Consider the following 22,358-nt stretch of genomic DNA (forward strand, 5'->3'; position numbering starts at 1 on the left):
GCCCCTTTCGATGCTGCGCCGACTGTACTCACCATGGCTTCGAGCCGTGCCCGACGGCGGCGGATCGGCGCTGGATACGCTGGCTGCGCGCGCTCGGTCTCGCGGTCGACCGGCGACGAGGCTGCCCGGCGCGCCCGACGAGAGGGAAGCATCCGATGCAGGAATGGGACGAGGTCGCCGACCGATTCTCGACGACCGCGGTCGCGCACCTTGCGACGCTGCAGGCAGACGGCTCGCCGCAGGTCGTGCCGCTCTGGATCGACCGGCACGGCGAGCGCGACCTGGTGTTCTTCACCACCGCGGGATCGCGCAAGGATCGCAACGTCTCGCGCGACCCGCGCGTCGCGCTGTCCGTCACGGCTCCCGACGACGCCTACGCGATGGCGACGGTGCGGGGCGAGGTCGTCGAGCGCATCGACGGCGAGGAGGGCATGGCGATCGTCGACCGGCTGTCGCAGAAGTACGAGGGCAAGCCCTACGGCGAGCGCGAGGGCTTCGTGGCGTTCGTGATCCGCCCGAGCAGGTGGTGGGGGCGCGACTTCGGGAGCGACGACTAGCGTCTCGCGGCGGCTACTGCGCCGCCACCATCCGCTCGCGCACCTCGCGCCGCAGCACCTTGCCGATGAGCGAGCGAGGCAGATCCTCGACCACCTCGATGCGCCGCGGCACCTTGTAGGCCGTCAGCCGCAGCCGGGCGTGCTCGCGGATCTCCTCGAGATCCGGCGCAGCGCCCGGCGCCAGCACGACGGCGGCGACCACCGTCTCGCCGCCGCTGGGGCTCGGCAGCCCGACCACCGCGGCCTCCGCGACCGCGGGGTGCGAGACGAGCGCCTCCTCGACCTCTGACGGCGCCACGTTGAAGCCGCCCGTGATGATGAGCTCCTTGCGGCGGTCGACGATCGTGACGAAGCCGGCCGCATCGACGCGCACGAGGTCGCCCGTGCGCAGCCAGCCGCCGTCGAGCAGCGCCTCGCGCGTCTCCTCCGGCCGGTTCCAGTAGCCGGAGAACACCTGCGGGCCGTGCAGCAGCAGCTCGCCGTCCTCGCCCGGGCCGCGGTCCACCGTGGGGTCCTCAGGGTCGATGACCCGCATCCGCGTGCTCGGGAAGGGCACGCCAACGGCACCGGGGCGCCGCGACGGGCCCATCGGGTTGCCGATCGCGACGGGGGAGGTCTCGGTCATGCCGTAGCCCTCGATCAGCAGCCCGCCGGATGCCTCCTCCCACAGCTCGACCGTCGAGACGGGCAGGCTCATGGCACCGGAGATCGCGAAGCGGATGCTGCGCAGGCTCACGCGCTGCTCGCCGGCGGCCTTCGCCAGTCGCTCGTAGATCGGCGGCACCGCTGGCAGGAAGGTGGCCGGGGCCGAGCGCATGGCCTTCAGGACGAGCGCCGGGTCGAACTTTGGGAACAGCACGAGGCGCGCACCGATGCTCATCGCGAAGGTCGCGCAGAGCGTCAGGCCGTAGGCGTGGAACATGGGCAGCACGGCGTAGACGACCTCGCGGCCGGGCTGCAGCCCCGGCACCCACGCCTGCCCCTGTGCAGCGTTGGCGCGCAGGTTGCGGTGGGTGAGGATCGCGCCCTTCGGCCGGCCCGTGGTGCCGCTCGTGTACTGCAGGACGGCGATGTCGTCGACCGCCGGGCGTGGGTGCGAGCGCGGGATGCGCTTCGCGTCGGCCAGCTGCGACCAGTCGGTCGCCCCCGGTGCCAGCTCGCCGCTCGTGAGCGCAGCCCGCGACTCGCGCGCCTTGGCGATCGGCAGGCGCAGCGCCGCGCGCGTGCGCCAGGGCATCGCGTGCGTGATGTCGACCGACACGACGTGCGCGACCCCGATGTCGCCCGGGAGGCCGAGCACGGCGGGCGCCGCCTTGTCCCACACGATCGCCACCGTCGCACCGTGATCCTCGAACTGGTGGCGCAGCTCGCGCTCGGTGTAGAGCGGGTTGTGCTCCACCACGACCGCTCCGAGCCGCAGCACGGCGTAGAAGGCGATCAGGTGCTGCGGGCAGTTCGGCAGCACGATGGCGACGCGGTCGCCGGCCTCCACGCCGAGCGTGCGCAGCCCGCCGGCCGCGCGCTCGATCGCCTCGCCCAGCTCGGCGTAGGTGAGCGTCTCGCCGAAGAAGTCGAGCGCGACCGCCCGCCGGTGCTCTCCGACCGAGCCGTCGATCATGTCGACGAGCGTCTCCTCGATCTCGGGGATGTCGCTCGGCACGCCCTCGGCGTAGGAGGACAGCCAGGGTCGATCGTCGAAGGCGCTCATGCGTCGATTCTGCTCGACCGGGCTGAGCCGTGCATGCGCATCCGCTCGTATGCTGGCGTGACCACGGCGAGGAGGCCACGATGACCGACACGGTGGCGGCGCTGCATGCAGAGCTGGCGGCGCTCGAGGATCCGCGCATGCGCGAGGTGAACGAGCGGCACGGCGACGACCACGGCGTCAACCTGTCGAAGCTGCGCGCGATCGCCAAGCGGCTGAAGACCGATCACGAGCTCGCGCTCGACCTGTGGGCGACCGGCGAGACGCCGGCGCGGCTGCTCGCGCTGCTCATCTGCCGGCCGAAGGCGCTCGAGGCCGACGAGCTCGACGCGATGCTGCGCGAGGCGCGGGCGCCCAAGGTGCACGACTGGCTCGTGAGCTACGTCGTCAAGAGGTCGCCGCACGTCGAGGCGCTGCGCTCGCGGTGGTTCGACGACCCGGATGCGGTGGTCGCGAGCGCGGGCTGGGCCCTGACGATCGACCGGGTCGCGACGTCGCCGGCGGGCATCGATCTGGTGGGGCTGCTCGACCAGATCGAGGCGGAGCTGGTCGATGCGCCCGAGCGCAAGCAGTGGGCGATGAACCACTGCCTCGCGCAGATCGGCATCTCGCACCCGGAGCTGCGCGAGCGGGCGATCGCGATCGGCGAGCGCCTCCAGGTGCTGCACGACTACCCGACGCCGCCGAACTGCACCTCGCCGTTCGCGCCGGCGTGGATCGCGGAGGTCGTGCGGCGGCAGGAGGCCGCTCGCTGACCGGCCCGCTCAGCCGAGCTGGTGCATGAGCCACGCGACCAGCAGCACGGCCGCCGTCGCGATCGGCAGCACCCACGGCGTGAGCACCAGCACCACACGACCCGCGCGACCCGTCTCCTCGCCGCGCTCCGTCACCGGGTCGACGACCGGGTCGTCATCGGCGGCCGAGGAGCGCGCCTCCCACGCCGAGGTCGCGAGCAGCACCGCGACACCGATCGCGCCCGTCGCCAGCGCCGGCAGCATCACGATCGGCTGCGGCAGCAGCACCTCGGCGACCACCACCCCCGCCACGAGCGCGCTCATGATGAGGCCCGACCACCACGGGTGACGCACGATGAAGCCGAGCCCGCGCGCGATGAGCAGCACCGCGCCCGTCAGCAGCGCGAGCGCGACGACGCGCCCGAGCGTGAGCGCGAAGCCCTCGCCCTCGAGCCACGCGGTGAAGCTCCAGAGCGTCAGGAACATGGCGACGAGGCCGATGGCGCTGCGCGCGATCACGAGGCCGACACCGCTGCTCGGCTGCGCCGGCAGGTCGAGGCTCCGCGCATAGGCCTCGGGGTCGCCGAACGCCTCGCGCATCGTCTGGCCGCTCTCGGCGCAGTGCGAGCGCACCTGCGCGAGCGCATCGCCGATCGTGCGGCCGTCGACGTCGCGCAGCCGCAGCTCGACGATGAAGTCGTCCTCCCAGGAGGAGTCGACGAGGTTGTCGTGCGTGGTCATGGGGTCGCCTTTCGCGAGGGAGTGGGCAGCTCGGCATCGAGGGGCTCGCCGAGGTGGGTCGTGACGATGTGCGAGAACGCCGACCAGCGCGCGGTGAGCTCCGCGAGCTGGCTCCGCCCGAGGTCGGTCAGCGCGTAGTACTTGCGGGCCGGCCCGGATTCGCCCGTGCGCCACTCGGGCGCGACGATGCCTGCCTTCTCGAAGCGGGTCAGCAGCGGGTAGAGCGTGCCGCCCTTGATCGAGCCGAGCCCGGCGGCCTCGAGATCAGCCGCGATCGCGTACCCGTAGGTCGGTGCCGCGGCGACGGACCGCAGCACGCACACCTCCAGCACGCCCCGCAGCCAGTCGCTCGGCCATCCCTCTGTCGTCATGCACTAGATCGTACGGCTATCTAGTCTGCGTGTCTACCTAGTGACGCTGATCGCCCACTTCTGGTGGCCGCCGTCAGCTCGCCCCCGAGGGACGCGGCAGCATCCCGGCCCGAGGGCGCTACCCGCGGAAGAGCGCCGCTACCCGCGGAAGAACGCCTCCGCCACCCGCGTCAGGTCGAAGAGGTCGCTCACGCCCGCCAGCTCGCGCGCCGAGTGCATCGACAGGATCGGGATGCCCACGTCGACCGTGCGGATGCCGAGCCGCGTCGCCGTGATCGGGCCGATCGTCGAGCCGCAGGGCACGGTGTTGTTCGAGACGAACTCCTGGCTCCGGATCCCAGCGGCCCCGCACCAGCCGTGCCACGCCGCGGCGCCCGCGCCGTCGGTCGCGTACCGCTGGTTCGCGTTGATCTTCAGGATCGGGCCCGAGCCGAGCACCGGCTGCACGACCGGGTCGTGCTTGCCCGCGAAGTTCGGGTGCACCGAGTGCCCGACGTCGCTCGAGACGCACCACGACGACGCGAGCGCGCGCATCCGCTCCGCCCGATCCGCCCCGAGCGCGAGGCCGATGCGCTCGAGCACGTCCTCCAGGAACGGCCCCGCCGCGCCCGAGCGGGTGGTCGAGCCGATCTCCTCGTGGTCGAAGACGGCGAGCAGCGGGATGTGGTCGCCCTCGAAGCCCTCGGCGGCGGCCACCATGGCGACGACGCCCGCGTGCACGCTCGCGAGGTCGTCGAGGCGGCCGCTCGCGAAGAGCACGTCTCCCTTGCCGAAGACCCGGCCGCGCGCGGCGTCGGCGGTCACGACGTCGAAGCCGCGGATGCGCCCGGGGTCGACGGCGTCGCCGCCGGCGGATGCGGCTAGCTCGGCCAGCAGATCGGCGGACGCGGGAGCGCCCGCCGTCTCGGCGAGCCCCCAGACCGGCTGCGTGTGCGCCTGCTTGTCGAGGGCGAAGCGCTCGTTGGCCTCGCGGTCGAGGTGGATCGCGAGCTGCGGCAGGCGCAGCAGCGCGCCGGTGTCGGTGAGCACCTGGGTGCCGTCGTCGAGCACCAGGCGGCCGGCGAGGCGCAGCTCGCGGTCGAGCCACGAGTTCAGCAGCGGGCCGCCGTAGACCTCGACCCCGGCCTGCAGCCAGCCGTGCGAGCCGGTCGTCGGCTTCGGCTTGAGCTTGAAGCCCGGCGAGTCGCTGTGCGCGCCGAACACGCGCACCGGCGTCGTCGCCGTCGCCCGCTCCGGCACGACCCACGCGATGACCGCGCCGTCGCGCACCACCAGGTAGCTGCCCGGGGTCTCGGGCCACGCATCCGTCTCGTCGAGCGCGGCGAAGCCCGCGCCCTGCAGGCGTCGGGCGACCTCGGCGGCCGCGTGGTAGCTCGAGGGGGATGCGTCGACGAAGTCGGCGAGATCCTCGGCGTGGGAGACGGACTCGGTGGGCACGGAACCTCCATGGGACGGGCCTCCGATCGTATCGGCGCCGCCCGCCGCGCATCCCCGACCGGTCGGGAAGCCCTCGAGGGCTCGGGTCAGCGCCCCGAGGTGTCGGCGATGGCCTGCTTGATCGTCGCGCGCTCGCGCTCGAGCCTGCGCACCCGCCGGCTCAGCTTGAACAGCCGCACCGATCCCAGCAGCGCGGTGATGAGCACGCCCGCGATCGCGGCGAACAGCATCGCGATGCCGAGCGGCAGCGAGAACGCGAACCCGAAGTAGGCGAAGTCGGCCGGCACGTTGTTCTGCAGGATGAAGATGAGCAGCAGGATCAGGATGACCGTGCCGAGGATCAGCGCGATCCACGTCGCGCCCGTCACGCCCTGCCGCTGGTGACCGTCGAGCGCCGGGTCGGTCTTGACGATGCGAGGCTCGGCGGCGCGCTCGGCCGTGCGCGCATCCGCCGCCTGCGGCTGCACGGCAGTGGGCGTCGCGGCGGTCGAGCCGGTGCCGACTCGGTCGGTGCCGACGCGCTCGCTGCGGCCGCGCTCGGCGTCGAGGCGGTCGGGGTCGGATGCGGTGCCCGCGGTCGGCGCGTACGGCTCGTCGGAGGGGGTGGCTCGGTGCGCGTCGTCGGCGTCGAGGTCTCGCGAGCGCCGGTTCGGCTCAGAGGTGTCGGTCATGACGGATCGCTCCTTCGTCGCGGGTCGTCCTGGCCGCTCACGCTAGTCCTGCAACCTGACGATCGGCGGAGCCGCGCGCAGGGCGGGCCGCGGCGGCGCTCCCCGTCGTCGCCGCCGCAGCTCCACCCGCGTGCCCGAGCGGTGCTGTGCGTCGCCGCAGTCGCCGACCTCGGTCGGACCAGCGCGAGCACCCTCCCGGGCTGGCTGCAGCGTATGCGCGATCGCGCCCGCTTCACCGGACCCTGCCGATCCCATGAGGCGAGCCTGAGCGACGCTCAACCGGTGTGGCGGCAGGGCGAGCGGACTATCCGGTCGAGCGTCGGCTCCGCCGGTTGAGCGTCACGGGTCGCAGCGCGGGGACGGCTGTGGTGGCGGCGCGGAGCCGGCTACGCGCCTGCGCGAGGTCGCGGCGCGGGCGGCGGCGGCACCCGCTTGGCGGCGACGATGTCGGCGATCGCGATGACGACCTCGCCGCGGCGCGTGCGGAGGGTGCACGTGCGCGCGTCGACCGAGTCCAGCTCGCCGAGCGCATCCGTCGCCCCGTGCGGCCCCTCGTGCAAGCGGTAGCGCACCACCAGGCGCGTGCCGACGGGCAGCGCGCGCAGCTCGCTCGCCCTCATCGGCGCTGCCTCACCACGCGCCCTTGGCGTAGTCCTTCAGGAAGATGCCGAAGAGATCCTCGCCCGCCTCGCCGCGCACGATCGGGTCGTAGACGCGGGCGGCGCCGTCGACGAGGTCGAGCGGGGCGTGGAAGCCCTCCTCGGCGAGCCGCACCTTCGTGAAGTGCGGGCGCTCGTCGGTGATCCAGCCGGTGTCGACGGCGGTCATGAGGATGCGATCGGTCTCGAACATCTCGCGCGCGCTCGTGCGGGTGAGCATGTTCAGCGCCGCCTTCGCCATGTTCGTGTGCGGGTGGCCGGGGCCCTTGTAGCCGCGGCCGAAGACCCCCTCCATCGCCGAGACGTTCACGATGTACGTGCGGCGCGCGGTCGAGGCGGCCATCGAGGGCCGCAGCTTCGACACCAGCAGGAACGGCGCCGTCATGTTCGCCAGCTGCACCTCGAGCATCTCGAGCGGCTCGACCTGGTCGACGTGCTGGGTCCAGCTGTTGACGTGCTCCTCGTCGGGCAGCAGGCCGCCCGCGTCGATCGCGGTGCCGGCGGCGAGCCGCTCGAGCGAGCTGGAGCCGGCGGCCATCGCCTGCGCGGTCAGCTCGTCGGCCGTGGAGGCGGCGCTCGCGAGGATCGGGTGGCTCGCCACCGAGGCGGCGAGGGCGAGCGGATGCGCGTCGTTCGTGTGCCCGAAGGTCACGAGCTCCGGCATCGGGCCGCCGTGCGGCGCGACCTCGGGCAGCGGCGCGCTCTCGGCGTCGACGAGCGGCGCGTAGGCGCCGGGCGAGCGCCGCACGGTCTGCGCGGCGTTGTTGATGAGGATGTCGAGCGGGCCGGCCGCCGCGACGTCCTCCGCGAGCGCAACGACCTGCGCCGGGTCGCGCAGGTCGATGCCCACGACCTTGAGCCTGCCGAGCCACTCCGACGAGTCCTCGAGCGACGAGAAGCGCCGCACCGCATCCCGCGGGAACCGCGTCGTGATCGTCGTGTGGGCGCCGTCGCGCAGCAGGCGCAGCGCGATGTGCATGCCGATCTTGGCGCGGCCGCCCGTCAGCAGCGCGCGCTTGCCGGTGAGGTCGGTGCGGGCCTCGCGCTTCGCGTGGCTGAGCGCCGCGCACGCCGGGCAGAGCTGGTGGTAGAACGCGTCGACGAGCGTGTACTGCTGCTTGCAGATGTAGCAGCCGCGCGAGCGCAGCAGCGTGCCGGCAGTGGGGGCGGATGCGCGGGTCGCGAGCGGCACGCCGCGCGTCTCGTCGTCGATGCGGTCGGGCGCACCGGTGGCGGTCGCGGCGATCACGGCCTTGTCGGCGGCCTGGATGCGCGCGTGCTTGGCCTTGCGGCTCGCGAGCTTGACCTCCTTGAACATGTTCGCGGTCGCCTGTCGCACGGCGACGTAGTGCGGGTCGTCGCGATCCATCTCGTGGAGGGTCGCGAGCACGCGGAGCGTGGTCTCGACGTCAGCGGCGGAGAGCGTCGAGGGCTCGGCTGGTGGCTCGTCGGCGGGCGCGCCGGAGGGAGCCGGAGGATGGGGGAGCACAGGAGATCCTACCGAGCGGCGCGGCGCCTGGGGGAAGCGTGCGACAGACTCGAGGGGATGACCCTCTTCGACCACGCCGTGCGGCTCCGGGAATCCGGCGCCTGGGATCCCGACGCCGCCTTCGACGCCTTCGAGGCCTGGGCCGCCGAGCGCGGGCTCACGCTCTACCCCGCGCAGGAGGAGTCGCTGCTCGAGATCGTCACGGGATCCAACGTGATCCTCTCGACCCCGACGGGCACCGGCAAGTCGCTCGTCGCGACCGGCGCGCACTTCGCTGCGCTCGCGCAGGGGCGGCGCTCCTTCTACACGGCGCCCATCAAGGCGCTCGTGAGCGAGAAGTTCTTCGCCCTGGTCGAGGTCTTCGGCGCCGAGCAGGTCGGGATGGTGACGGGCGACTCCTCCGTCAACCCCGACGCCCCGATCATCTGCTGCACCGCCGAGATCCTCGCGAACCTGGCGCTGCGGGGCGGCGCCGACGCCGACGTCGGCCAGGTGGTGATGGATGAGTTCCACTACTACGCGGATCCGCAGCGCGGGTGGGCGTGGCAGGTGCCGCTGCTGACGCTGCCGCGGGCGCAGTGCATCCTGATGTCGGCCACGCTCGGCGACACGACGCCCATCGCCGACGACCTGAGCCGGCGCACGGGCCGCGAGACCGCATCCGTCACGGGCGTCGAGCGGCCCGTGCCGCTGTCGTACAGCTATGCGATGACGCCCGTGCACGAGACGATCGAGGAGCTGCTGGCGACGAACCAGGCGCCCGTCTACATCGTGCACTTCGCGCAGGCGGCGGCGCTCGAGCGCGCGCAGGCGCTCTCGTCGGTGAAGATCGTCAGCCGCGAGCAGCGCGACGAGATCGCGGCGGCGATCGGCGAGTTCCGCTTCACGACGACGTTCGGCAAGACCCTCTCGCGGCTCGTGCGCTCCGGCATCGGCGTGCACCACGCTGGCATGCTGCCGAAGTATCGCCGCCTCGTCGAGCAGCTCGCGCAGCAGGGGCTGCTGCGCGTCATCTGCGGCACCGACACGCTCGGCGTCGGCATCAACGTGCCCATCCGCACCGTGCTGCTCACCGGCCTGACGAAGTTCGACGGGCAGCGGATGCGGCAGCTCACGGCGCGCGAGTTCCACCAGGTCGCGGGGCGCGCGGGCCGCGCCGGCTACGACACGGCCGGCACGGTGGTGGTGCAGGCGCCCGAGCACGAGGCCGAGAACGCGAAGATGCTCGCGAAGGCCGGCGACGATGCGAAGGCGCGGCGGAAGCTCGTGCGCAAGAAGGCGCCGGAGGGCTTCGTCTCCTGGGGCAAGCCGTCGTTCGAGAAGCTGATCGACGCCGAGCCCGAGCCGCTCGTGTCGCAGATGCAGGTGAGCCACTCGATGTTGCTCAACGTCATCGGCCGGGGCGGCGACGCGTTCACCGAGATGCGCGACTTGATCGAGTCCTCGCACGAGCCGCGACGCTCGCAGCTCGCGCTGATGCGGCGCGCGCTCGCGATGTACCGCACGCTGCGCACGGCCGGCGTCGTCGAGCAGCACGTGGATCCGGCGAACCCCGACGGGCCGCCGCTCATCCGCCTCACGGTCGACCTGCAGGCGAACTTCGCGCTCAACCAGCCGCTCTCGCCCTTCGCGCTCGAGGTCATCGACGTGCTCGACCCGGCCGACCCGACCCACCCGCTCGACGTGATCTCGGTCATCGAGTCGACGCTCGACGACCCGCGGCCGATCCTGTCGCAGCAGCAGTTCCTCGCGCGCGGCGAGGCGGTCGCGGCGATGAAGGCGGAGGGCATCGAGTACGACCAGCGCATGGAGCTGCTCGAGGCGGTCACGCATCCGAAGCCGCTCGAGGAGCTGCTGACGGAGGCGCTCGCGGTCTTCGCCTCGTCGCAGCCGTGGGTGGGCGACTTCGCGCTCTCGCCGAAGTCGGTCGTGCGCGACATGTGGGAGCGGGCGATGACGTTCGCCGACTACACGCAGCACTACGGGCTCGCGCGCAGCGAGGGGCTCGTGCTGCGCTACCTCTCGGACGCCTACCGGGCGGTGCGGCAGACCGTGCCGGACGAGGCGAAGAGCGAGGATCTGCTCGACATCATCGAGTGGCTCGGCGAGGTCGTGCGGCAGGTGGACTCGAGCCTGCTCGACGAGTGGGAGGAGCTCATGCACCCCACCGCGCCGGGCGAGGCGCCGATCGCGCCACCGCCGCCGCCGAGCGTGGTCGCCAACCCGCGGGCGTTCCGCACGCTGGTGCGCAACGAGCTGTTCCGGCGCGTGCAGCTGGCGGCGCTCGACCGCCACGAGGCGCTCGGCGAGCTCGACCCGGGGTTCGGGGCGGATGCCTGGGGCGACGCCCTCGACGCCTACTACGACGAGCACGAGACGATGGGCACGGGGGCGGATGCCCGCAGCTCGCGCATGCTCGTCATCGACGAGGGGCCGTCGGCGTGGCAGGCGCAGCAGATCCTCGCCGACCCGGCAGGCGACCACGACTGGCGCATCTGGGCGACCATCGACCTCGCCGCCTCTGCAGAGGCGGGCACCGCGGTCGTCCAGGTCACCCGGGTCGGCCGGCTCTAGTCGCGGCAGCGGCGCAGACCTGCAGCGCCTGCCGAGCTCAGGCGTCGGAGCGACTGCGGACACCTCGGCGCGCTACGGTCGAGGTCGACCGAAGGAGCACCATGCCGCTGGAAGGCGAGTACGCACCGAGCACGTCCGAGTGGGCGCGCGACCAGGCTGAGCAGTTCGAGGCGTCGAACGGCGCTGAGGCGAACACGATGCGCGGGATGCCGATCATCCTGCTGACGAGCGTGGGCGCGCAGAGCGGCAAGCTGCGCAAGACGCCGCTCATGCGCGTCGAGCACGAGGGCGCCTACGCCGCTGTCGCCTCGCTCGGCGGTGCGCCGAAGCACCCCGTCTGGTACTACAACCTCAAGCAGCAGCCGCACGTCGAGCTGCAGGACGGTGCGGAGAAGCACGACTACCTGGCGCGCGAGGTCACGGGCGACGAGCGCGCGACGTGGTGGGAGCGCGCGGTCGCCGCGTACCCGGACTACGCCGACTACCAGGAGAAGACCGACCGCCTCATCCCCGTCTTCGTGCTCGAGCGCATGACCGAGTAGCGCTCGGCGGGCAGCCGACCTGCTGGGCGCAGCCCTCAGCCGGTCGAGCAGCCCTCAGTCGGCGTGCGGGGTGCGCGGGCGCTCGTCGCCGCCGCGCTCCGCGCCCTCGCGACCGGTGCCGGAGCGGAGGTAGGCGACGACGGCGATGGCGAAGACGATCGCGCTGAGCAGGCGAGGCAGGATCGTGCCGGTCAGCAGCAGCACCAGCGCCACGAGGCCGATGAGCATCCAGGCCGTGCTGGCCGGTCGAGGGCGGAAGCCGCTCATGCTGCGCGGCCCGTCATCCGCCGCTGCTCGGCGAGGCGGCTGGCGCGGCGAACTCGGCGGCGAGCGTCTCGGCGAGGTCCACGACGTCGGTGGCTCCGGCGAACTCCCGGTCGGGCTGCGCTGCGCGATCGGCATCGGAGACGAGCGCCGTGACGCGATGCGCGACGGTGCGCGCCGGCGTCGCTCGCAGCGCGTGTCCGACGGCTGCCAACCACGCCTCTGCCGCCGCCTTCAGCGCCACGTAGTTCGCGTTGCCGGCGGTGGGCCGCTGGACGCCGGTCGACGACACGATCGCGATGACCCCGGCCTCCGACCGCCCGATCGCCTCGGCGAACGCCCTCGTCGTGTTGCGGAGCGTGCCGACCACGCGCGCCTCGAGCCACGCCCAGTCGTCGTCGCTCTGGCCTGCGAGCCCACCGCCGCCGCGCCAGCCGCCGACGAGGTGCAGCAGGCCGTCGAGCTCGCCCACCTCGGTCGCGAGCTGCTCGACGGCCGCCATGTCGGTGAGGTCGCACTCGAAGTGCTCGGTCGCGTCGACGAGCCCCAGCCGATCGGCGTTCGACCCCACGGCGATGACGTGGTGGCCCGCGTCGAGCAGGGCGGATGCGGTGGCGTGGCCGAGCGCGCTGGTGGCACCGGCGATGAGGATGCGCATGCACCCAGTGTGCCGTGCGGGGCTGATCCTCGTCGCGCCCCGCGGGCCCGCGGGCGGCCGTCGGCGCCCTAGTGGCGCTCGCGGAACGGCGAGGGCACCGCATCCGTGGTGAGCCTGAACAGGCGCACGGTGCGGCCCGAGTCGCGCTCGTACTGCCGATAGCCCGGCCACTGGGCCTCGATGCGGGCCCACGCCGAATCCCGCTCCGCCGCCGTGACGCGCGTCGCGCGCACCGGGAAGCGCGCGCCCCGCACCACGACCTCGGCATCGGGGTGGGCGAGCAGGTTCGCCGTCCATCCCGGGTGCCGCTCGCGTGCGAAGCTCGTGCCGGCGACGATCGCTCCGCCGGCGCCGTCGGGCGTGAACATGAGCTCGGAGCGTCGCGGCTCCCCGGTCTTCGCGCCACGGCTGTGGAGCACCAGCGAGGGCACCAGGATGTCCGAGACCACCAGGCGTCCGCCGCTCAGCCGCGACGCGATGCGCTCGGCGACCGGCATGGCGCGCGGCCCGATGCGGCGGAAGGCGCGCGTGCGCGACACCGGCGCGAGGATGCGGCGCAGCACGCGGCGCAGCGGGTGCGTCACGTGCTGGCCGTCACCGCGGAGCGCGGCTCACGGGCTCCGCCGGCTCGCGCGCGGCGGCAGGGATCAACCTCCCTGGTAGCCCGCGCGGGCATCCTGCACCAGCTGGCGCACGTCGGTGTGGGAGGGGAGCGGACCGCCTGCGTCGAGCAGCTGCATGACCGCGGCGACCGCGTCGTCCTCGGTGCCCTCGAGCGGGATGGTCACGCCGCGCTTGAGCAGCTCGCCGTAGTCGGGGATCCATTCGATAGCCATGGCCCCACGGTGCCAGGCTGGGCTGGGAGGCGGCAGAGCATGCGGTCGCGCGTCCAGCGGCCCGCGGCCCTGCGCGTCAGTAGGCGAAGTGCACGTGGGCGCGTCGGTGCTCGCCGGACTCGATCGTGTCCACGACCGCGAGGGCGAAGTCGGCGCCCGAGATCAGCGAACCGCCGCCGTCCGTGACGAGCGGGGTGTCGCCGCCCGTGCGGTACTCGCCGCGTCGGGTCTGATCGGGCACGTAGCTGCCGAAGGTGCCCGCCGGCGACACGTACGTCCAGTCGACGTCGTCGACGGCGCTGACGCGCTCGTAGGCCGAGAACAGCTCGCGCGCCTCGTCCTTGTACTCGGGTGCGAAGGCATCGGTCTCGACGATGCGCTCGCCCTGCTCGTCCTTCAGCGACCCGAAGCCGCCGACGATGATGAACCGCGTCGATCCGCCGGCGAGCCTGCTCGCGATGTCGGCGTACGCATCCGCCACCTCGCCCTGCATGTCGCCGCGCGGCGACAGCGCGCCCACGACGGCATCGGCGCCGTCGAGCGCCTGGGCGAGCAGCTCGCCATCGAGCACCGAGCCCTGCAGCACGCGCGCGCCCGCCGGTGCGTCGTCGGGCTGCGATCGCGAGACCAGGGTGACCTGGTGGCCGCGCGCTGCCGCCTCTGCTGCGATGTGGCTGCCTGCGAACCCTGTCGCGCCGAGCACCGTGATCTTGGCCATGTCGTCTCCTCCGTCGTCGTGCTGCTGATGGTCGTCCCGCTCTGGGCAACCCGCGCCGAAGGCAGGGCATTCCGCGGCACCTCCTCGCAGCGCGACGGCGCAGGTCAGCGCTGCTGCGCCGCGAGCTGCTCCTCGATGAGGTCGGCGGCCCTCGGCGCCCCGCCGGCTGCCGCGAGGCCGGCAGCGACCGCATCGACGCCCTCGCGCATGCCCCTGGCCTTCCGCACCGCATCGCGCAGGCGCGCCGGCGTCAGCCGCTCGGGGTCGAGCCGCACGCCGGCGCCCGCGTGCCGCACGCGCGCCGCCACCTCCACCTGGTCGCGCCCGGCCGGCACGGCGACCACCGGCACGCGGTGCGCGAGCGCCTTCTGCGTCACGCCGAGCCCACCGTGGGTGATCGCGACGCTCGCGCGCTCGAGCAGCAGCCCGTGCGGCAAGAACCGCTCGATGCGGGCGTTGCGCGGCACAGGGAGCTCCGCGGCCGCGCCCTCGCCCATCGTCACGACCACCGTCACCGGCTCGCCGGCGAGCGCGGCCAGGGCCGTGCGCACGAGCTCGGTGTCGCCGCGATAGGCGGTGGCCGTCGCCACGAGCACGATCGGATGCGCGAGGCGCGCGAGCCACGCCGGCGCCGGTGCCGCGGGCTCCCACGCGGTCGGCCCCACCAGCCGCAGCTGCGGGCCCCAATCGGTGTGCGGGTACTCGAGCGGCTCGGCGGTCGTCACGAGGGTGAGCGGCGCCTTGCGCACCATCGCGTCGTACGAGCGCACCGGCGGCAGCCCCGCGACCTCGCGCCGCATCGCGTTCAGGTGCGGCATCATCGCGCGCATCGCGGGCTCGTGCACCGCGGCGGTGAGGGCAGCGTCGCGCAGTCGGCCGCCGATGCCCCGAGCCGGCCGCAGCCCCGAGCCGTAGGGCGGGCAGCCCCGCGAGCGCACCGAGGGCGGGTGCGTCGCGAGCGACACCCACGGCAGCCCGCTGCGCTCGGCGACCGCCGCCGCGCCCCATGCGCTGATGTCGGTGAGCAGCAGATCGGGCCGCGCCTCGTCGAGCACGGCCTGCAGGTCGATCGCCTCGTGGCGCGCGCGCCGGCAGTGCGCCTGGCTCGTCCGCTGCACGGTCTCGCGCACGCGCCGGCCGTCGCCGTCGTCCAGCGCGATCGCCTCGACCCGCTCGTCGACGCCGTCCGCGTCGAAGCCGAGGTCGCGCATCCGCCCGGCCTGGCTCGTCATGGTGCGCAGCCGGATGCTGTGGCCGCGCCGCCGCAGCTCCCGGAGCACGCCGGCGAAGGGCAGCACGTGGCCCAGTGCGGGGCTCGTGTAGGCCGCGATCGTCGCCATGGCGTGACTCCTGACGGGGGCCGCACCGCTGCGCCTGTGCCCTTGCGGTCACTGTAACCGGGCGCTCGAGACCGTCGCGTCATCCTTTCGACGGAGACGATGCATCCGCGCGATCGACGATCGCCCCGCTCGCGCAGCACTAGCGTCGAGCAGGTGACTGGATGGACCTTCCCCGCCTTCGTCGGCCTCCTCGGCGGCGGCCTGCTGTTCTTCGCCGTGCTCGTGCCGATCGTGGTGGTGCAGTCGCGCCGCTACGGGCGCGTCAGCGTCGCCCGCACCCTCGGCGCAGCGGCGGTGAGCGTCTACGCCGTGGCGCTCGCGGCCTACACGTTCCTGCCGCTGCCGCAGGTGATCGAGCAGTGCTCGCCGGCGCAGTGGGTGCCGCTGCACTCGTTCGACGACATCGCCCGCGAGACCGAGGGGCTGAGCATCACCGGCGTGCTGACGTCGCGCGCGACGCTGCAGGTGGTCTACAACGTGGCGCTGTTCGTGCCGCTCGGCGTCATCGCGCGCCGCTACTGGCATCGCGGCATCGTCGTCTCCACGCTCATCGGCGCGGCCGTCTCGCTGCTGATCGAGACGACGCAGCTCACCGGCATCTTCGGGATCTACCCGTGCGCGTTCCGCGTCGCCGACGTCGACGACCTGCTCGCCAACACGCTCGGCGCGCTCATCGGCGCCCTGATCGCGCCGCTGCTGCTGTGGTGGATGCCGAGCGCAGCGCGCCTCGAGCGGGAGCGCGGCTTCGCGCGACCGGTGACGGTCTGGCGCCGCTGGCTCGCGATGCTCATCGACGTCGTGCTGTACGGCGCCATCTCGACGCTGCTCGGCATCGCCGTGCGGGTCGCGCAGCTGCTGCTGAGCGGCGACCGCGCGACGATCGCAGCACCGAGCGTCCCGGAGGCGCTCCTGGTCGGCCTCGCGCCGCTCGTGGTCTTCGTGGTGGCGGCGCTGCAGGGCTCCGGCGCCTCCCCGGGCCAGCGCGCCATGTGGCTGGAGCCGCGGTGGCGCGGCGCGGCCGGCGCCGCGGGAGCTCCCGACGAGGCGAGCGAGGGCGTCGCCGTCGGCGTGCGTGGCACCGCGGCGCGCCGCCTGGTGCGCGCGCTCACCGGCATGGGTGCCTTCGCCGTCGGCCAGGCGGCCGACGCCTTGTCGGACGCGGTGACCGACCAGCGCCTCGTGCTCGCGCTCGGCGCGGTCTTCGCCCTCGCCACGCTCGTGGTGGTGCTCTCAGCGCTGTCGGTGCTCTGGACGCGCGAGCGTCGCGGGCTCTCCTACGCGATCGCGGGCGCGGACCTCGTGGATCCGCGCCCGCGCCCGGCGGCGCAGCCGGGGCTCAGGCCGACTCGCCCGTGATCCCTGCGGTCGAGGCGATGACGTCGCGCATCTTCTTCTCGAACGCCTCGTAGAACATCGACAGCGGGAACTCGTCGTCCATCACCAGGTCGGTCAGCTGACGCGGGGCTCCGTCGAGCGGCAGCTCGCGGGCCTTCCACTTCGATGCCGGGTGCGGCTCGACGACCGACGAGACGAGATCGTAGGCCGCCAGCCAGTGCGCGACCTTCGGTCGGTCGATCGAGCGCCAGTAGAGCTCCTCGATCGCGGCGCCGAGCGCGTTCACGACATCCGGCACCTCGTCCCAGTCGAAGGCGAGCTGCGTGTCGGTCCAGTGCAGCACGCGGTGCTGGTGCAGCCACGCGAACAGCAGCTGGCCGCCGAGCCCGTCGTAGTTGCGGGTGCGCGAGCCGGTGATCGCGAAGCGGAAGATGCGGTCGAAGATCACCGCGTACTGCACCAGCTTGGCGTGCTTCGCGAGCGCGAGGTCCGCATCCGTCGCCCGGTCGTCGGCGACGATGCGGCGCTCGATCGCGACCGACTCGCGGAACGCCGTCAGGTCGCAGCGCAGCTCCTCCAGCGAGTAGAGGAAGAAGGGCATGCGCTGCTTGATCATGAACGGGTCGAAGGGGAGGTCGCCGCGCATGTGGGTGCGGTCATGGATGAGATCCCACATGACGAAGGTCTCCTCGGCCAGGCGCTGGTCGTGCAGCATCTCGGCCGCATCGGCCGGCAGCTCGAGCTTCGTCACCTCGCAGGCGGCCTCGACGACGCGGCGGAAGCGGGCAGCCTCCCGATCCTGGAAGATCGCGCCCCACGTGAAGGTCGGCAGCTCGCGCATCGCGACCGTCTCGGGGAACAGCACCGCCGAGTTGGTGTCGTAGCCGGCGGTGAAGTCGATGAAGCGCAGCGGCACGAACAGCGCGTTGGAGTAGTCCCCGGCCTCGAGCTCGGCGATGAACTCAGGCCAGATGACCTCCACGAGCACGGCCTCGACGAGGCGGCTCGACGAGCCGTTCTGCGTGACCATGGGGAAGACGACGAGGTGCTGCAGGCCGTCCACGCGGTGCTCCTGCGGCTGGAAGCGCACGAGGGCGTCGAAGAAGTCGGGCTCGCCGAAGCCGGCCTCGGCCCAGCGCTCGAAGTCGATCGCGGCCTGCTCGAGGTAGGCGGCGTCGTGGGGGAACGCGGGAGCGAGCTCGCGGATGCCCTGGGTGAGCGCGTGCACGTGACCGCGGGCGGCCTCGTGGTGCGCGGCGTCGTCGATGGCGCCGCTCTTCGACTGCAGCGGCTGCAGGGCGGTCGCGGCCGCCTTGATGCTGAGCCATGCCGGGTGCTGGCGGAGGTCGGCGGCGGTGGCCTGGGTCATCGTCATGGGGGCCTCCTGGCGGGTCTGCCGGCGCGGTGCCGGATGCGGTGATGGCGTCGAGGGAGCAGGGGCGCGCAGCGCGGGCGGGACGGTGGTCCTGCGTGGCGGGAGCGCGTGTTTCCAGCGTACGGAAGCGCTCGCGCACGTTTGTTGCGCCCCGACCCGCGTCTCGCGCCCGTTCTCGGTGCAGCGCGCGATGCGCTCGTCGCCCGCAAGTCCCTTGCGCGAGCGCGGTCCGTCATGCGTGGAGATGCCCCTGGCGCGACGCCCGGACGAGCCGTAGCGTCTGCCCCATGACCGCTCCTCTCGCGCGCGCATCCGCCGCCCCGCAGCCGCCGGGAGCGGCCCCGGGCCGGCCCGTCCTCGTCTCGGCAGGCCGCGTGCTCGCGGCCGTCGCCCTGCACGCGACGCTGCTCGCCCTGCTCCTCTGGGCCATCGATCCGGTGATCGGCGAGACGGGCACGTGGGGCTGGCCGAGCGCCGCCTTCGTCAGCCAGTTCGGGCTGCTGTGGGTGCAGACGGCGATCGCGCCAGCGCTCGTCTGGGGCGTCCTCGTGCTCGTGCGCGCCGCCTCGCGTCGTCGCGCCGAGGGCACCGCCTTCGCGATGGCAGCGATCGTCGTCGCGATCGTGGCGCTCGCCGCGGCCGTGCCGCTGATCGTCCTGCAGGTGCCCGTGCAGGCGACGGGCATCGCGATGTCCGCCTGGCTGCTCGCGGGCTGCGCGGGCGTCGTCGCTGTCGCGGCGAGCGCCGCGCGGGAGCGACGGGCGCGATCCGCCGACGCCGATCGGCAGGCCGGCGGTGGAGCGGCTCCTGGCAGGGGAGTCGCGACCGGCGCCTAGACCAGCAGCAGGGCGATGCCGAAGCCGGCCCAGCAGCCGGCTGCCGCGAGCAGCGGCGCGGCGATCGCCCAGCGGCGCTTCGTCGCGGCGGCGGCAGCACCCACGGCGCAGCCGACCAGCGCGCAGCCCAGGACGGCGACCCAGTAGGTCAGCCTGGCCGGCTCGGGATCGGTGCCTGCGGCCTCCGCCGCCTCGACCACGGCGGCGTCGCCGACCGGAGCGAGCATCAGCAGCCCCAGCACGTTCGCGAACACGAGCGCCCACGCCGCGATGCGCCAGCGATCGGCAGCGCTCCACTCGCGCTGCGGCTCGAGCTCCTCCCACTCCTCGTGGGGTGCTCCTCCTGGCGCGCCCGTCGCATCCGCCATCAGAAGATCATCGGCCGGTCGTCGTCGAGCTCGGTGTCGAGATCGAGGTCGACGACGACGGGCACGTGGTCGCTCGGAGCGTCGCCGGAGCGCTCGTCGCGGTCGATGGATGCGCGGGCGACGAGCTCGGCGAGCTCGGGCGAGCCGAGCACGAAGTCGATCCGCATGCCCTCGTCCTTGTTCCAGCGGCCGGCCTTGTAGTCCCAGTAGGTGTAGCCCGGTGCCCGGTCGCGCACGACGTCGACGAGCCCGGCCTCGAGCAGCGCGGCGAACGCCTCCCGCTCAGGCTTCGAGACGTGCGTCGCGCCCTCGAAGAAGCCCACGTCCCACACGTCGGTGTCGAGCGGGGCGATGTTGAAGTCGCCCATGAGCGCGAGCGGCTGGCCCTGCCACTCGTCCAGCAGTCCCGTCAGCACCCGCAGCCACTCGAGCTTGTAGCCGTAGTGCGCGTGGGCGAGCTCGCGGCCGTTGGGCACGTACAGGCTCCAGAGTCGCACGCCCTCGACGGTCGCCGCCATGGCGCGCGCCTCCACGACCGGGTCGCCCGTGTTGGCGTAGCCCGGCTGGCCGGGGAAGTCGCGCTCGACCTCGGTCATCGGCAGCCGCGAAGCGATGGCGACGCCGTTCCACTGGTTGTGGCCGTGCGCCTGCACCTCATACCCGGCGGCCTCGAAGGCGGCGTAGGGGAACTGCTCGGTCTTGCACTTGATCTCCTGCATGGCCAGCACGTCGACGTCGCTGCGCTCGAGCCAGTCGACGATGCGAGGCGCACGGGCGCGCACGGAGTTCACGTTCCAGGTGGCGATGCGCATGCATCGAGCCTATTGGCCGGGCGAGCCGCGCACGCTTGCGTGACGGCGATGCACACTGATGCACTATTGCACCATGAGCAATGCGCGCGAACGCTACCTCCAGGCCCTCGACCTCTTCTCCGCAGAGACGCGGGCCGCAGCGGATCGCCTCGGGCTCCCTTCGGCATGCAGCGAGTGGTCGATCGCCGACGTCGTGCGCCACGTCACCGGTGTGCAGGCCGAGCACGGCGGCGCGGCGCTCCTCGGCCGCGCGCTCGGGGTCCACGACCGCAGCGCCGACCACCAGTCGATCACGACGGGCTCGAGCGATTGGGAGGCGGTGGAGGCGTGGGAGCAGCTCTCGGCGCGATTGCGGGCCGCCGCGCACGCGGCCGCCGACGCCGACTTCTCGTCGCTCTCCCTCGCCGGCCTCGACATGGTGATGCACGCGTGGGACATCCGCTGGGGCGCCGTGCGCGTCGGCCTCGCCTCGAACCTCGAGTTCCCCGCGGAGTGGCTCGAGTGGATGGAAGAGTACCGGGATCGCGCCGACGAGGGCTCGATCCGTGGGCCCGGCATCTTCCAGCCCGCGGTCGAGCCGCCGGCCGATGCGACCCGCTCCGAGCGCTTCGCGGCCTGGTCGGGCCGGGTGCCGCGCGTCGCCTACGTGCCGCTGCCCGAGCACCCCGCCACCCCGAGCGGCGCGAGCGCGGCCAGCGGCGTCAGCGCGGCCAGCGCCGCCAGCGCGCCGACCGACGCGACCTGAGCCGGATCGAAGTAGCCTGGGGGCGTGACCGCGCGCGACCAGCTCATCCAGCTCATCCGTGACGAGGCCGTCTTCCACGGCGACTTCGTGCTCACGAGCGGCAAGCGCGCGAGCTACTACATCGACCTGCGCAAGCTCTCGCTCGACCACCGGGCGGCGCCGCTCATCGGCGACGTGCTGCTCGACCTCATCGCCGACATCCCCGACGTCGCGGCGGTCGGCGGGCTCACCATGGGTGCCGATCCGCTGGCGAACGCGGTGCTGCACCGCGGCCTCGCGCGCGACCTCGCGATCGACGCGTTCGTCGTGCGCAAGCAGCCGAAGGACCACGGCCGCGGGCGCCAGGTCGAGGGACCGGAGCTCGAGGGCAAGCGCGTCGTCGTGCTGGAGGACACCTCGACGACCGGCGGCAGCCCCATCGCGGCCATCGAGGCGCTGCGCGCGGTGGGCGCCGAGGTGGTCGCGGTCGCGGTGATCGTCGACCGGGCGACCGGCGCTCAGGCTGCCATCGAGGCGGCGGGCGTCGAGTACCGCGCGGCCATCACGCTCGACGACCTCGGCCTCGCGGCGCAGTAGCGAAGCTCGCGCGCGACGCGCGCTCTGGCCGACGCCGCAGGTGCCAGACTGGATGTCTGACAAGCGGATGCGGGAGGTCACGTGGGCGGCGTGCTGATCGGCTTCGCGATCATCGGCTTCGTCATCCTCGTCGGCTGGCTCCTCGCTCGCTTCGGCATCGTCTCGCAGGAGGGGCGGCTGGTGCTCAACCGCACCTCGTTCTTCGCCGCGAGCCCGGCGCTGCTGTTCACCGTGCTCGCCGAGGCAGACGTCGGACTGCTCTTCTCGGGCGTGCTGGCCGTCGCGCTGATGGCGTTCGTCGCCGTCGCGCTCGTCTACGCGGTCGTCGCACGAGTGTGGTTCACGAAGGATCCGAGCCGCATCGCCCTCGGCGCCACCGCGTCCGGCTACAGCAACGTCAACAACATCGGGCTGCCCGTCGCGATCTACGTGATCGGTGATGCGGGCTTCGTCGGCCCGATGCTGCTGCTGCAGCTGCTGCTCATCGCTCCCCTCCTGCTCGCGACCCTCGACATCCTCACGGCTGGGCGCGCCTCGCTCATCGGCATCGTCACGCAGCCGCTGCGCAACCCGATGCTCGTCGGCGCGATGCTCGGCGCCGTCGTCGCGGCGCTCGACATCCAGCTGCCGGCGCCCGTGCTCGCGCCGCTGGAGATCCTCGGCGGGGCGGCGGTGCCGCTCATGCTGCTCGCCTTCGGCATCTCGCTCGGCGGCGACCGGCCGCTGCAGCCGGGCTCCGGGCGCCGTGAGGTGGCGCTCGCGGTGGTGCTCAAGAACATCGCGATGCCGGTCGCCGCGTTCCTGCTGGCGAAGCTCGTCTTCGGCATGGACGAGCAGCTGGTGTACGCGTGCACCGTCATGGCGGCGCTGCCGAGCGCGCAGAACATGTACCAGTACGCGCTGCGCTACGACCGCGCGACCGTCATCACGCGCGACATCGTGCTGCTGACGACGATCGCGTCGCTGCCGGTGATGCTGCTGATCGCCTGGTTGCTGAAGCCGGGGTAGCCGCGCG

25 protein-coding genes are annotated in these 22,358 nt (G+C 73.0%); 9 read left to right on the forward strand and 16 right to left on the reverse strand.

Annotated elements, in window-relative coordinates; all coding sequences use genetic code 11:
* The first annotated feature begins 155 nt into the window (after positions 1-155).
* Positions 156-557 (forward strand): TIGR03618 family F420-dependent PPOX class oxidoreductase, encoded by a 402-nt coding sequence (locus AA0Z99_RS13170; RefSeq protein WP_413318088.1) that lies wholly within the window; start codon positions 156-158, stop codon positions 555-557.
* A gap of 13 nt (positions 558-570) precedes the next feature.
* On the opposite strand, the gene AA0Z99_RS13175 is transcribed toward AA0Z99_RS13170, so the two are convergent.
* Positions 571-2,316, reverse strand: coding sequence for a long-chain-fatty-acid--CoA ligase (locus tag AA0Z99_RS13175; RefSeq protein ID WP_413320877.1), 1,746 nt, complete (start codon positions 2,314-2,316; stop codon positions 571-573).
* Between the two features lie 29 nt (positions 2,317-2,345).
* On the opposite strand from AA0Z99_RS13175, the gene AA0Z99_RS13180 reads away from it, so the two are divergent.
* Positions 2,346-3,017 carry a DNA alkylation repair protein gene (locus AA0Z99_RS13180; protein WP_413318090.1) on the forward strand — a complete coding sequence of 224 codons (672 nt, stop codon included), beginning with the start codon at positions 2,346-2,348 and terminating at the stop codon, positions 3,015-3,017.
* Between the two features lie 9 nt (positions 3,018-3,026).
* Here AA0Z99_RS13180 and AA0Z99_RS13185 read toward each other — a convergent pair whose 3' ends face one another.
* From AA0Z99_RS13185 to AA0Z99_RS13210, 6 genes are all read right to left on the reverse strand, one after another.
* Positions 3,027-3,737: a hypothetical protein gene (locus AA0Z99_RS13185; RefSeq protein WP_413318092.1), complete on the reverse strand. Its 711-nt coding sequence runs from the start codon at positions 3,735-3,737 to the stop codon at positions 3,027-3,029.
* Positions 3,734-4,108: a PadR family transcriptional regulator gene (locus AA0Z99_RS13190; protein ID WP_413318094.1), complete on the reverse strand. Its 375-nt coding sequence runs from the start codon at positions 4,106-4,108 to the stop codon at positions 3,734-3,736. Before AA0Z99_RS13190 ends, AA0Z99_RS13185 begins: the two co-directional genes overlap by 4 nt.
* Positions 4,109-4,246: 138 nt before the next feature.
* A complete protein-coding gene (locus AA0Z99_RS13195; protein WP_413318096.1) occupies positions 4,247-5,545 on the reverse strand; it encodes a M18 family aminopeptidase in 1,299 nt (432 codons plus the stop codon).
* Between the two features lie 86 nt (positions 5,546-5,631).
* Positions 5,632-6,216, reverse strand: coding sequence for a LapA family protein (locus AA0Z99_RS13200; RefSeq protein ID WP_413318098.1), 585 nt, complete (start codon positions 6,214-6,216; stop codon positions 5,632-5,634).
* Positions 6,217-6,602: 386 nt separating this feature from the next.
* Positions 6,603-6,836, reverse strand: coding sequence for a ferrous iron transport protein A (locus AA0Z99_RS13205; RefSeq protein ID WP_413318100.1), 234 nt, complete (start codon positions 6,834-6,836; stop codon positions 6,603-6,605).
* Positions 6,837-6,846: 10 nt separating this feature from the next.
* Positions 6,847-8,364 carry an SDR family NAD(P)-dependent oxidoreductase gene (locus AA0Z99_RS13210; RefSeq protein WP_413318101.1) on the reverse strand — a complete coding sequence of 506 codons (1,518 nt, stop codon included), beginning with the start codon at positions 8,362-8,364 and terminating at the stop codon, positions 6,847-6,849.
* A 57-nt stretch (positions 8,365-8,421) separates the two neighbouring features.
* Here AA0Z99_RS13210 and AA0Z99_RS13215 point away from each other — a divergent pair, with 57 nt between their 5' ends.
* Both AA0Z99_RS13215 and AA0Z99_RS13220 read left to right on the forward strand, forming a co-directional pair.
* Positions 8,422-10,938, forward strand: a complete 2,517-nt coding sequence (locus AA0Z99_RS13215; RefSeq protein WP_413318103.1) for a DEAD/DEAH box helicase — start codon at positions 8,422-8,424, stop codon at positions 10,936-10,938.
* Between the two features lie 101 nt (positions 10,939-11,039).
* Complete coding sequence (locus tag AA0Z99_RS13220; protein ID WP_413318105.1) at positions 11,040-11,480, forward strand: nitroreductase family deazaflavin-dependent oxidoreductase; 441 nt, start codon at positions 11,040-11,042, stop codon at positions 11,478-11,480.
* A 54-nt stretch (positions 11,481-11,534) separates the two neighbouring features.
* Here AA0Z99_RS13220 and AA0Z99_RS13225 read toward each other — a convergent pair whose 3' ends face one another.
* The 6 genes from AA0Z99_RS13225 to AA0Z99_RS13250 form a co-directional block, all read right to left on the reverse strand.
* A complete protein-coding gene (locus tag AA0Z99_RS13225) occupies positions 11,535-11,747 on the reverse strand; it encodes a hypothetical protein (protein ID WP_413318106.1) in 213 nt (70 codons plus the stop codon).
* Positions 11,748-11,760: 13 nt separating this feature from the next.
* Positions 11,761-12,402 (reverse strand): SDR family NAD(P)-dependent oxidoreductase, encoded by a 642-nt coding sequence (locus AA0Z99_RS13230; RefSeq protein WP_413318108.1) that lies wholly within the window; start codon positions 12,400-12,402, stop codon positions 11,761-11,763.
* 68 nt (positions 12,403-12,470) lie between these two features.
* Positions 12,471-12,986, reverse strand: coding sequence for a nitroreductase family deazaflavin-dependent oxidoreductase (locus tag AA0Z99_RS13235; RefSeq protein ID WP_413318110.1), 516 nt, complete (start codon positions 12,984-12,986; stop codon positions 12,471-12,473).
* A 63-nt stretch (positions 12,987-13,049) separates the two neighbouring features.
* Positions 13,050-13,238, reverse strand: coding sequence for a hypothetical protein (locus AA0Z99_RS13240; RefSeq protein ID WP_413318112.1), 189 nt, complete (start codon positions 13,236-13,238; stop codon positions 13,050-13,052).
* Between the two features lie 76 nt (positions 13,239-13,314).
* Complete coding sequence (locus AA0Z99_RS13245; protein ID WP_413318113.1) at positions 13,315-13,956, reverse strand: NAD(P)-dependent oxidoreductase; 642 nt, start codon at positions 13,954-13,956, stop codon at positions 13,315-13,317.
* 104 nt (positions 13,957-14,060) lie between these two features.
* A complete protein-coding gene (locus AA0Z99_RS13250; RefSeq protein ID WP_413318115.1) occupies positions 14,061-15,296 on the reverse strand; it encodes a glycosyltransferase in 1,236 nt (411 codons plus the stop codon).
* Positions 15,297-15,449: 153 nt separating this feature from the next.
* Here AA0Z99_RS13250 and AA0Z99_RS13255 point away from each other — a divergent pair, with 153 nt between their 5' ends.
* Positions 15,450-16,652: a VanZ family protein gene (locus AA0Z99_RS13255; protein ID WP_413318117.1), complete on the forward strand. Its 1,203-nt coding sequence runs from the start codon at positions 15,450-15,452 to the stop codon at positions 16,650-16,652.
* On the opposite strand, the gene AA0Z99_RS13260 is transcribed toward AA0Z99_RS13255, so the two are convergent.
* Complete coding sequence (locus tag AA0Z99_RS13260; protein ID WP_413318119.1) at positions 16,633-18,006, reverse strand: DUF6421 family protein; 1,374 nt, start codon at positions 18,004-18,006, stop codon at positions 16,633-16,635. The genes AA0Z99_RS13255 and AA0Z99_RS13260 overlap by 20 nt on opposite strands.
* 287 nt (positions 18,007-18,293) lie before the next feature.
* Here AA0Z99_RS13260 and AA0Z99_RS13265 point away from each other — a divergent pair, with 287 nt between their 5' ends.
* Positions 18,294-18,842, forward strand: a complete 549-nt coding sequence (locus AA0Z99_RS13265; protein ID WP_413318121.1) for a hypothetical protein — start codon at positions 18,294-18,296, stop codon at positions 18,840-18,842.
* Here AA0Z99_RS13265 and AA0Z99_RS13270 read toward each other — a convergent pair.
* The gene (locus tag AA0Z99_RS13270; protein ID WP_413318123.1) at positions 18,839-19,210 is read right to left on the reverse strand and encodes a hypothetical protein; all 372 of its coding nucleotides are present in this window, start codon (positions 19,208-19,210) and stop codon (positions 18,839-18,841) included. The genes AA0Z99_RS13265 and AA0Z99_RS13270 overlap by 4 nt on opposite strands.
* Positions 19,210-20,022 carry an exodeoxyribonuclease III gene (locus tag AA0Z99_RS13275; RefSeq protein WP_413318125.1) on the reverse strand — a complete coding sequence of 271 codons (813 nt, stop codon included), beginning with the start codon at positions 20,020-20,022 and terminating at the stop codon, positions 19,210-19,212. Before AA0Z99_RS13275 ends, AA0Z99_RS13270 begins: the two co-directional genes overlap by 1 nt.
* Positions 20,023-20,095: 73 nt before the next feature.
* Here AA0Z99_RS13275 and AA0Z99_RS13280 point away from each other — a divergent pair, with 73 nt between their 5' ends.
* From AA0Z99_RS13280 to AA0Z99_RS13290, 3 genes are all read left to right on the forward strand, one after another.
* On the forward strand, positions 20,096-20,767 hold the full coding sequence (locus AA0Z99_RS13280) for a hypothetical protein (RefSeq protein ID WP_413318127.1): 672 nt from the start codon (positions 20,096-20,098) through the stop codon (positions 20,765-20,767).
* A 24-nt stretch (positions 20,768-20,791) separates the two neighbouring features.
* Positions 20,792-21,343, forward strand: a complete 552-nt coding sequence (gene pyrE / locus AA0Z99_RS13285) for an orotate phosphoribosyltransferase (protein ID WP_413318129.1) — start codon at positions 20,792-20,794, stop codon at positions 21,341-21,343.
* 81 nt (positions 21,344-21,424) lie between these two features.
* The gene (locus AA0Z99_RS13290) at positions 21,425-22,351 is read left to right on the forward strand and encodes an AEC family transporter (RefSeq protein ID WP_413318131.1); all 927 of its coding nucleotides are present in this window, start codon (positions 21,425-21,427) and stop codon (positions 22,349-22,351) included.
* Positions 22,352-22,358: the final 7 nt, after the last annotated feature.

The sequence above is a fragment of the Agrococcus phoenicis genome, assembly GCF_047302415.1.
Lineage (GTDB): Bacteria > Actinomycetota > Actinomycetes > Actinomycetales > Microbacteriaceae > Agrococcus.

Excerpts from the sequence above, each read along its gene's own strand:
- AA0Z99_RS13170 (WP_413318088.1), top strand. The coding sequence starts at position 156 with ATGCAGGAATGGGACGAGGTCGCCGACCGATTCTCGACGACCGCGGTC.
- AA0Z99_RS13180 (WP_413318090.1), top strand. The coding sequence starts at position 2,346 with ATGACCGACACGGTGGCGGCGCTGCATGCAGAGCTGGCGGCGCTCGAG.
- AA0Z99_RS13185 (WP_413318092.1), bottom strand. The coding sequence starts at position 3,737 with ATGACCACGCACGACAACCTCGTCGACTCCTCCTGGGAGGACGACTTC.
- AA0Z99_RS13190 (WP_413318094.1), bottom strand. The coding sequence starts at position 4,108 with ATGACGACAGAGGGATGGCCGAGCGACTGGCTGCGGGGCGTGCTGGAG.
- AA0Z99_RS13200 (WP_413318098.1), bottom strand. The coding sequence starts at position 6,216 with ATGACCGACACCTCTGAGCCGAACCGGCGCTCGCGAGACCTCGACGCC.
- AA0Z99_RS13205 (WP_413318100.1), bottom strand. The coding sequence starts at position 6,836 with ATGAGGGCGAGCGAGCTGCGCGCGCTGCCCGTCGGCACGCGCCTGGTG.
- AA0Z99_RS13215 (WP_413318103.1), top strand. The coding sequence starts at position 8,422 with ATGACCCTCTTCGACCACGCCGTGCGGCTCCGGGAATCCGGCGCCTGG.
- AA0Z99_RS13220 (WP_413318105.1), top strand. The coding sequence starts at position 11,040 with ATGCCGCTGGAAGGCGAGTACGCACCGAGCACGTCCGAGTGGGCGCGC.
- AA0Z99_RS13225 (WP_413318106.1), bottom strand. The coding sequence starts at position 11,747 with ATGAGCGGCTTCCGCCCTCGACCGGCCAGCACGGCCTGGATGCTCATC.
- AA0Z99_RS13230 (WP_413318108.1), bottom strand. The coding sequence starts at position 12,402 with ATGCGCATCCTCATCGCCGGTGCCACCAGCGCGCTCGGCCACGCCACC.
- AA0Z99_RS13240 (WP_413318112.1), bottom strand. The coding sequence starts at position 13,238 with ATGGCTATCGAATGGATCCCCGACTACGGCGAGCTGCTCAAGCGCGGC.
- AA0Z99_RS13245 (WP_413318113.1), bottom strand. The coding sequence starts at position 13,956 with ATGGCCAAGATCACGGTGCTCGGCGCGACAGGGTTCGCAGGCAGCCAC.
- AA0Z99_RS13250 (WP_413318115.1), bottom strand. The coding sequence starts at position 15,296 with ATGGCGACGATCGCGGCCTACACGAGCCCCGCACTGGGCCACGTGCTG.
- AA0Z99_RS13260 (WP_413318119.1), bottom strand. The coding sequence starts at position 18,006 with ATGACGATGACCCAGGCCACCGCCGCCGACCTCCGCCAGCACCCGGCA.
- AA0Z99_RS13265 (WP_413318121.1), top strand. The coding sequence starts at position 18,294 with ATGACCGCTCCTCTCGCGCGCGCATCCGCCGCCCCGCAGCCGCCGGGA.
- AA0Z99_RS13270 (WP_413318123.1), bottom strand. The coding sequence starts at position 19,210 with ATGGCGGATGCGACGGGCGCGCCAGGAGGAGCACCCCACGAGGAGTGG.
- AA0Z99_RS13275 (WP_413318125.1), bottom strand. The coding sequence starts at position 20,022 with ATGCGCATCGCCACCTGGAACGTGAACTCCGTGCGCGCCCGTGCGCCT.
- AA0Z99_RS13280 (WP_413318127.1), top strand. The coding sequence starts at position 20,096 with ATGAGCAATGCGCGCGAACGCTACCTCCAGGCCCTCGACCTCTTCTCC.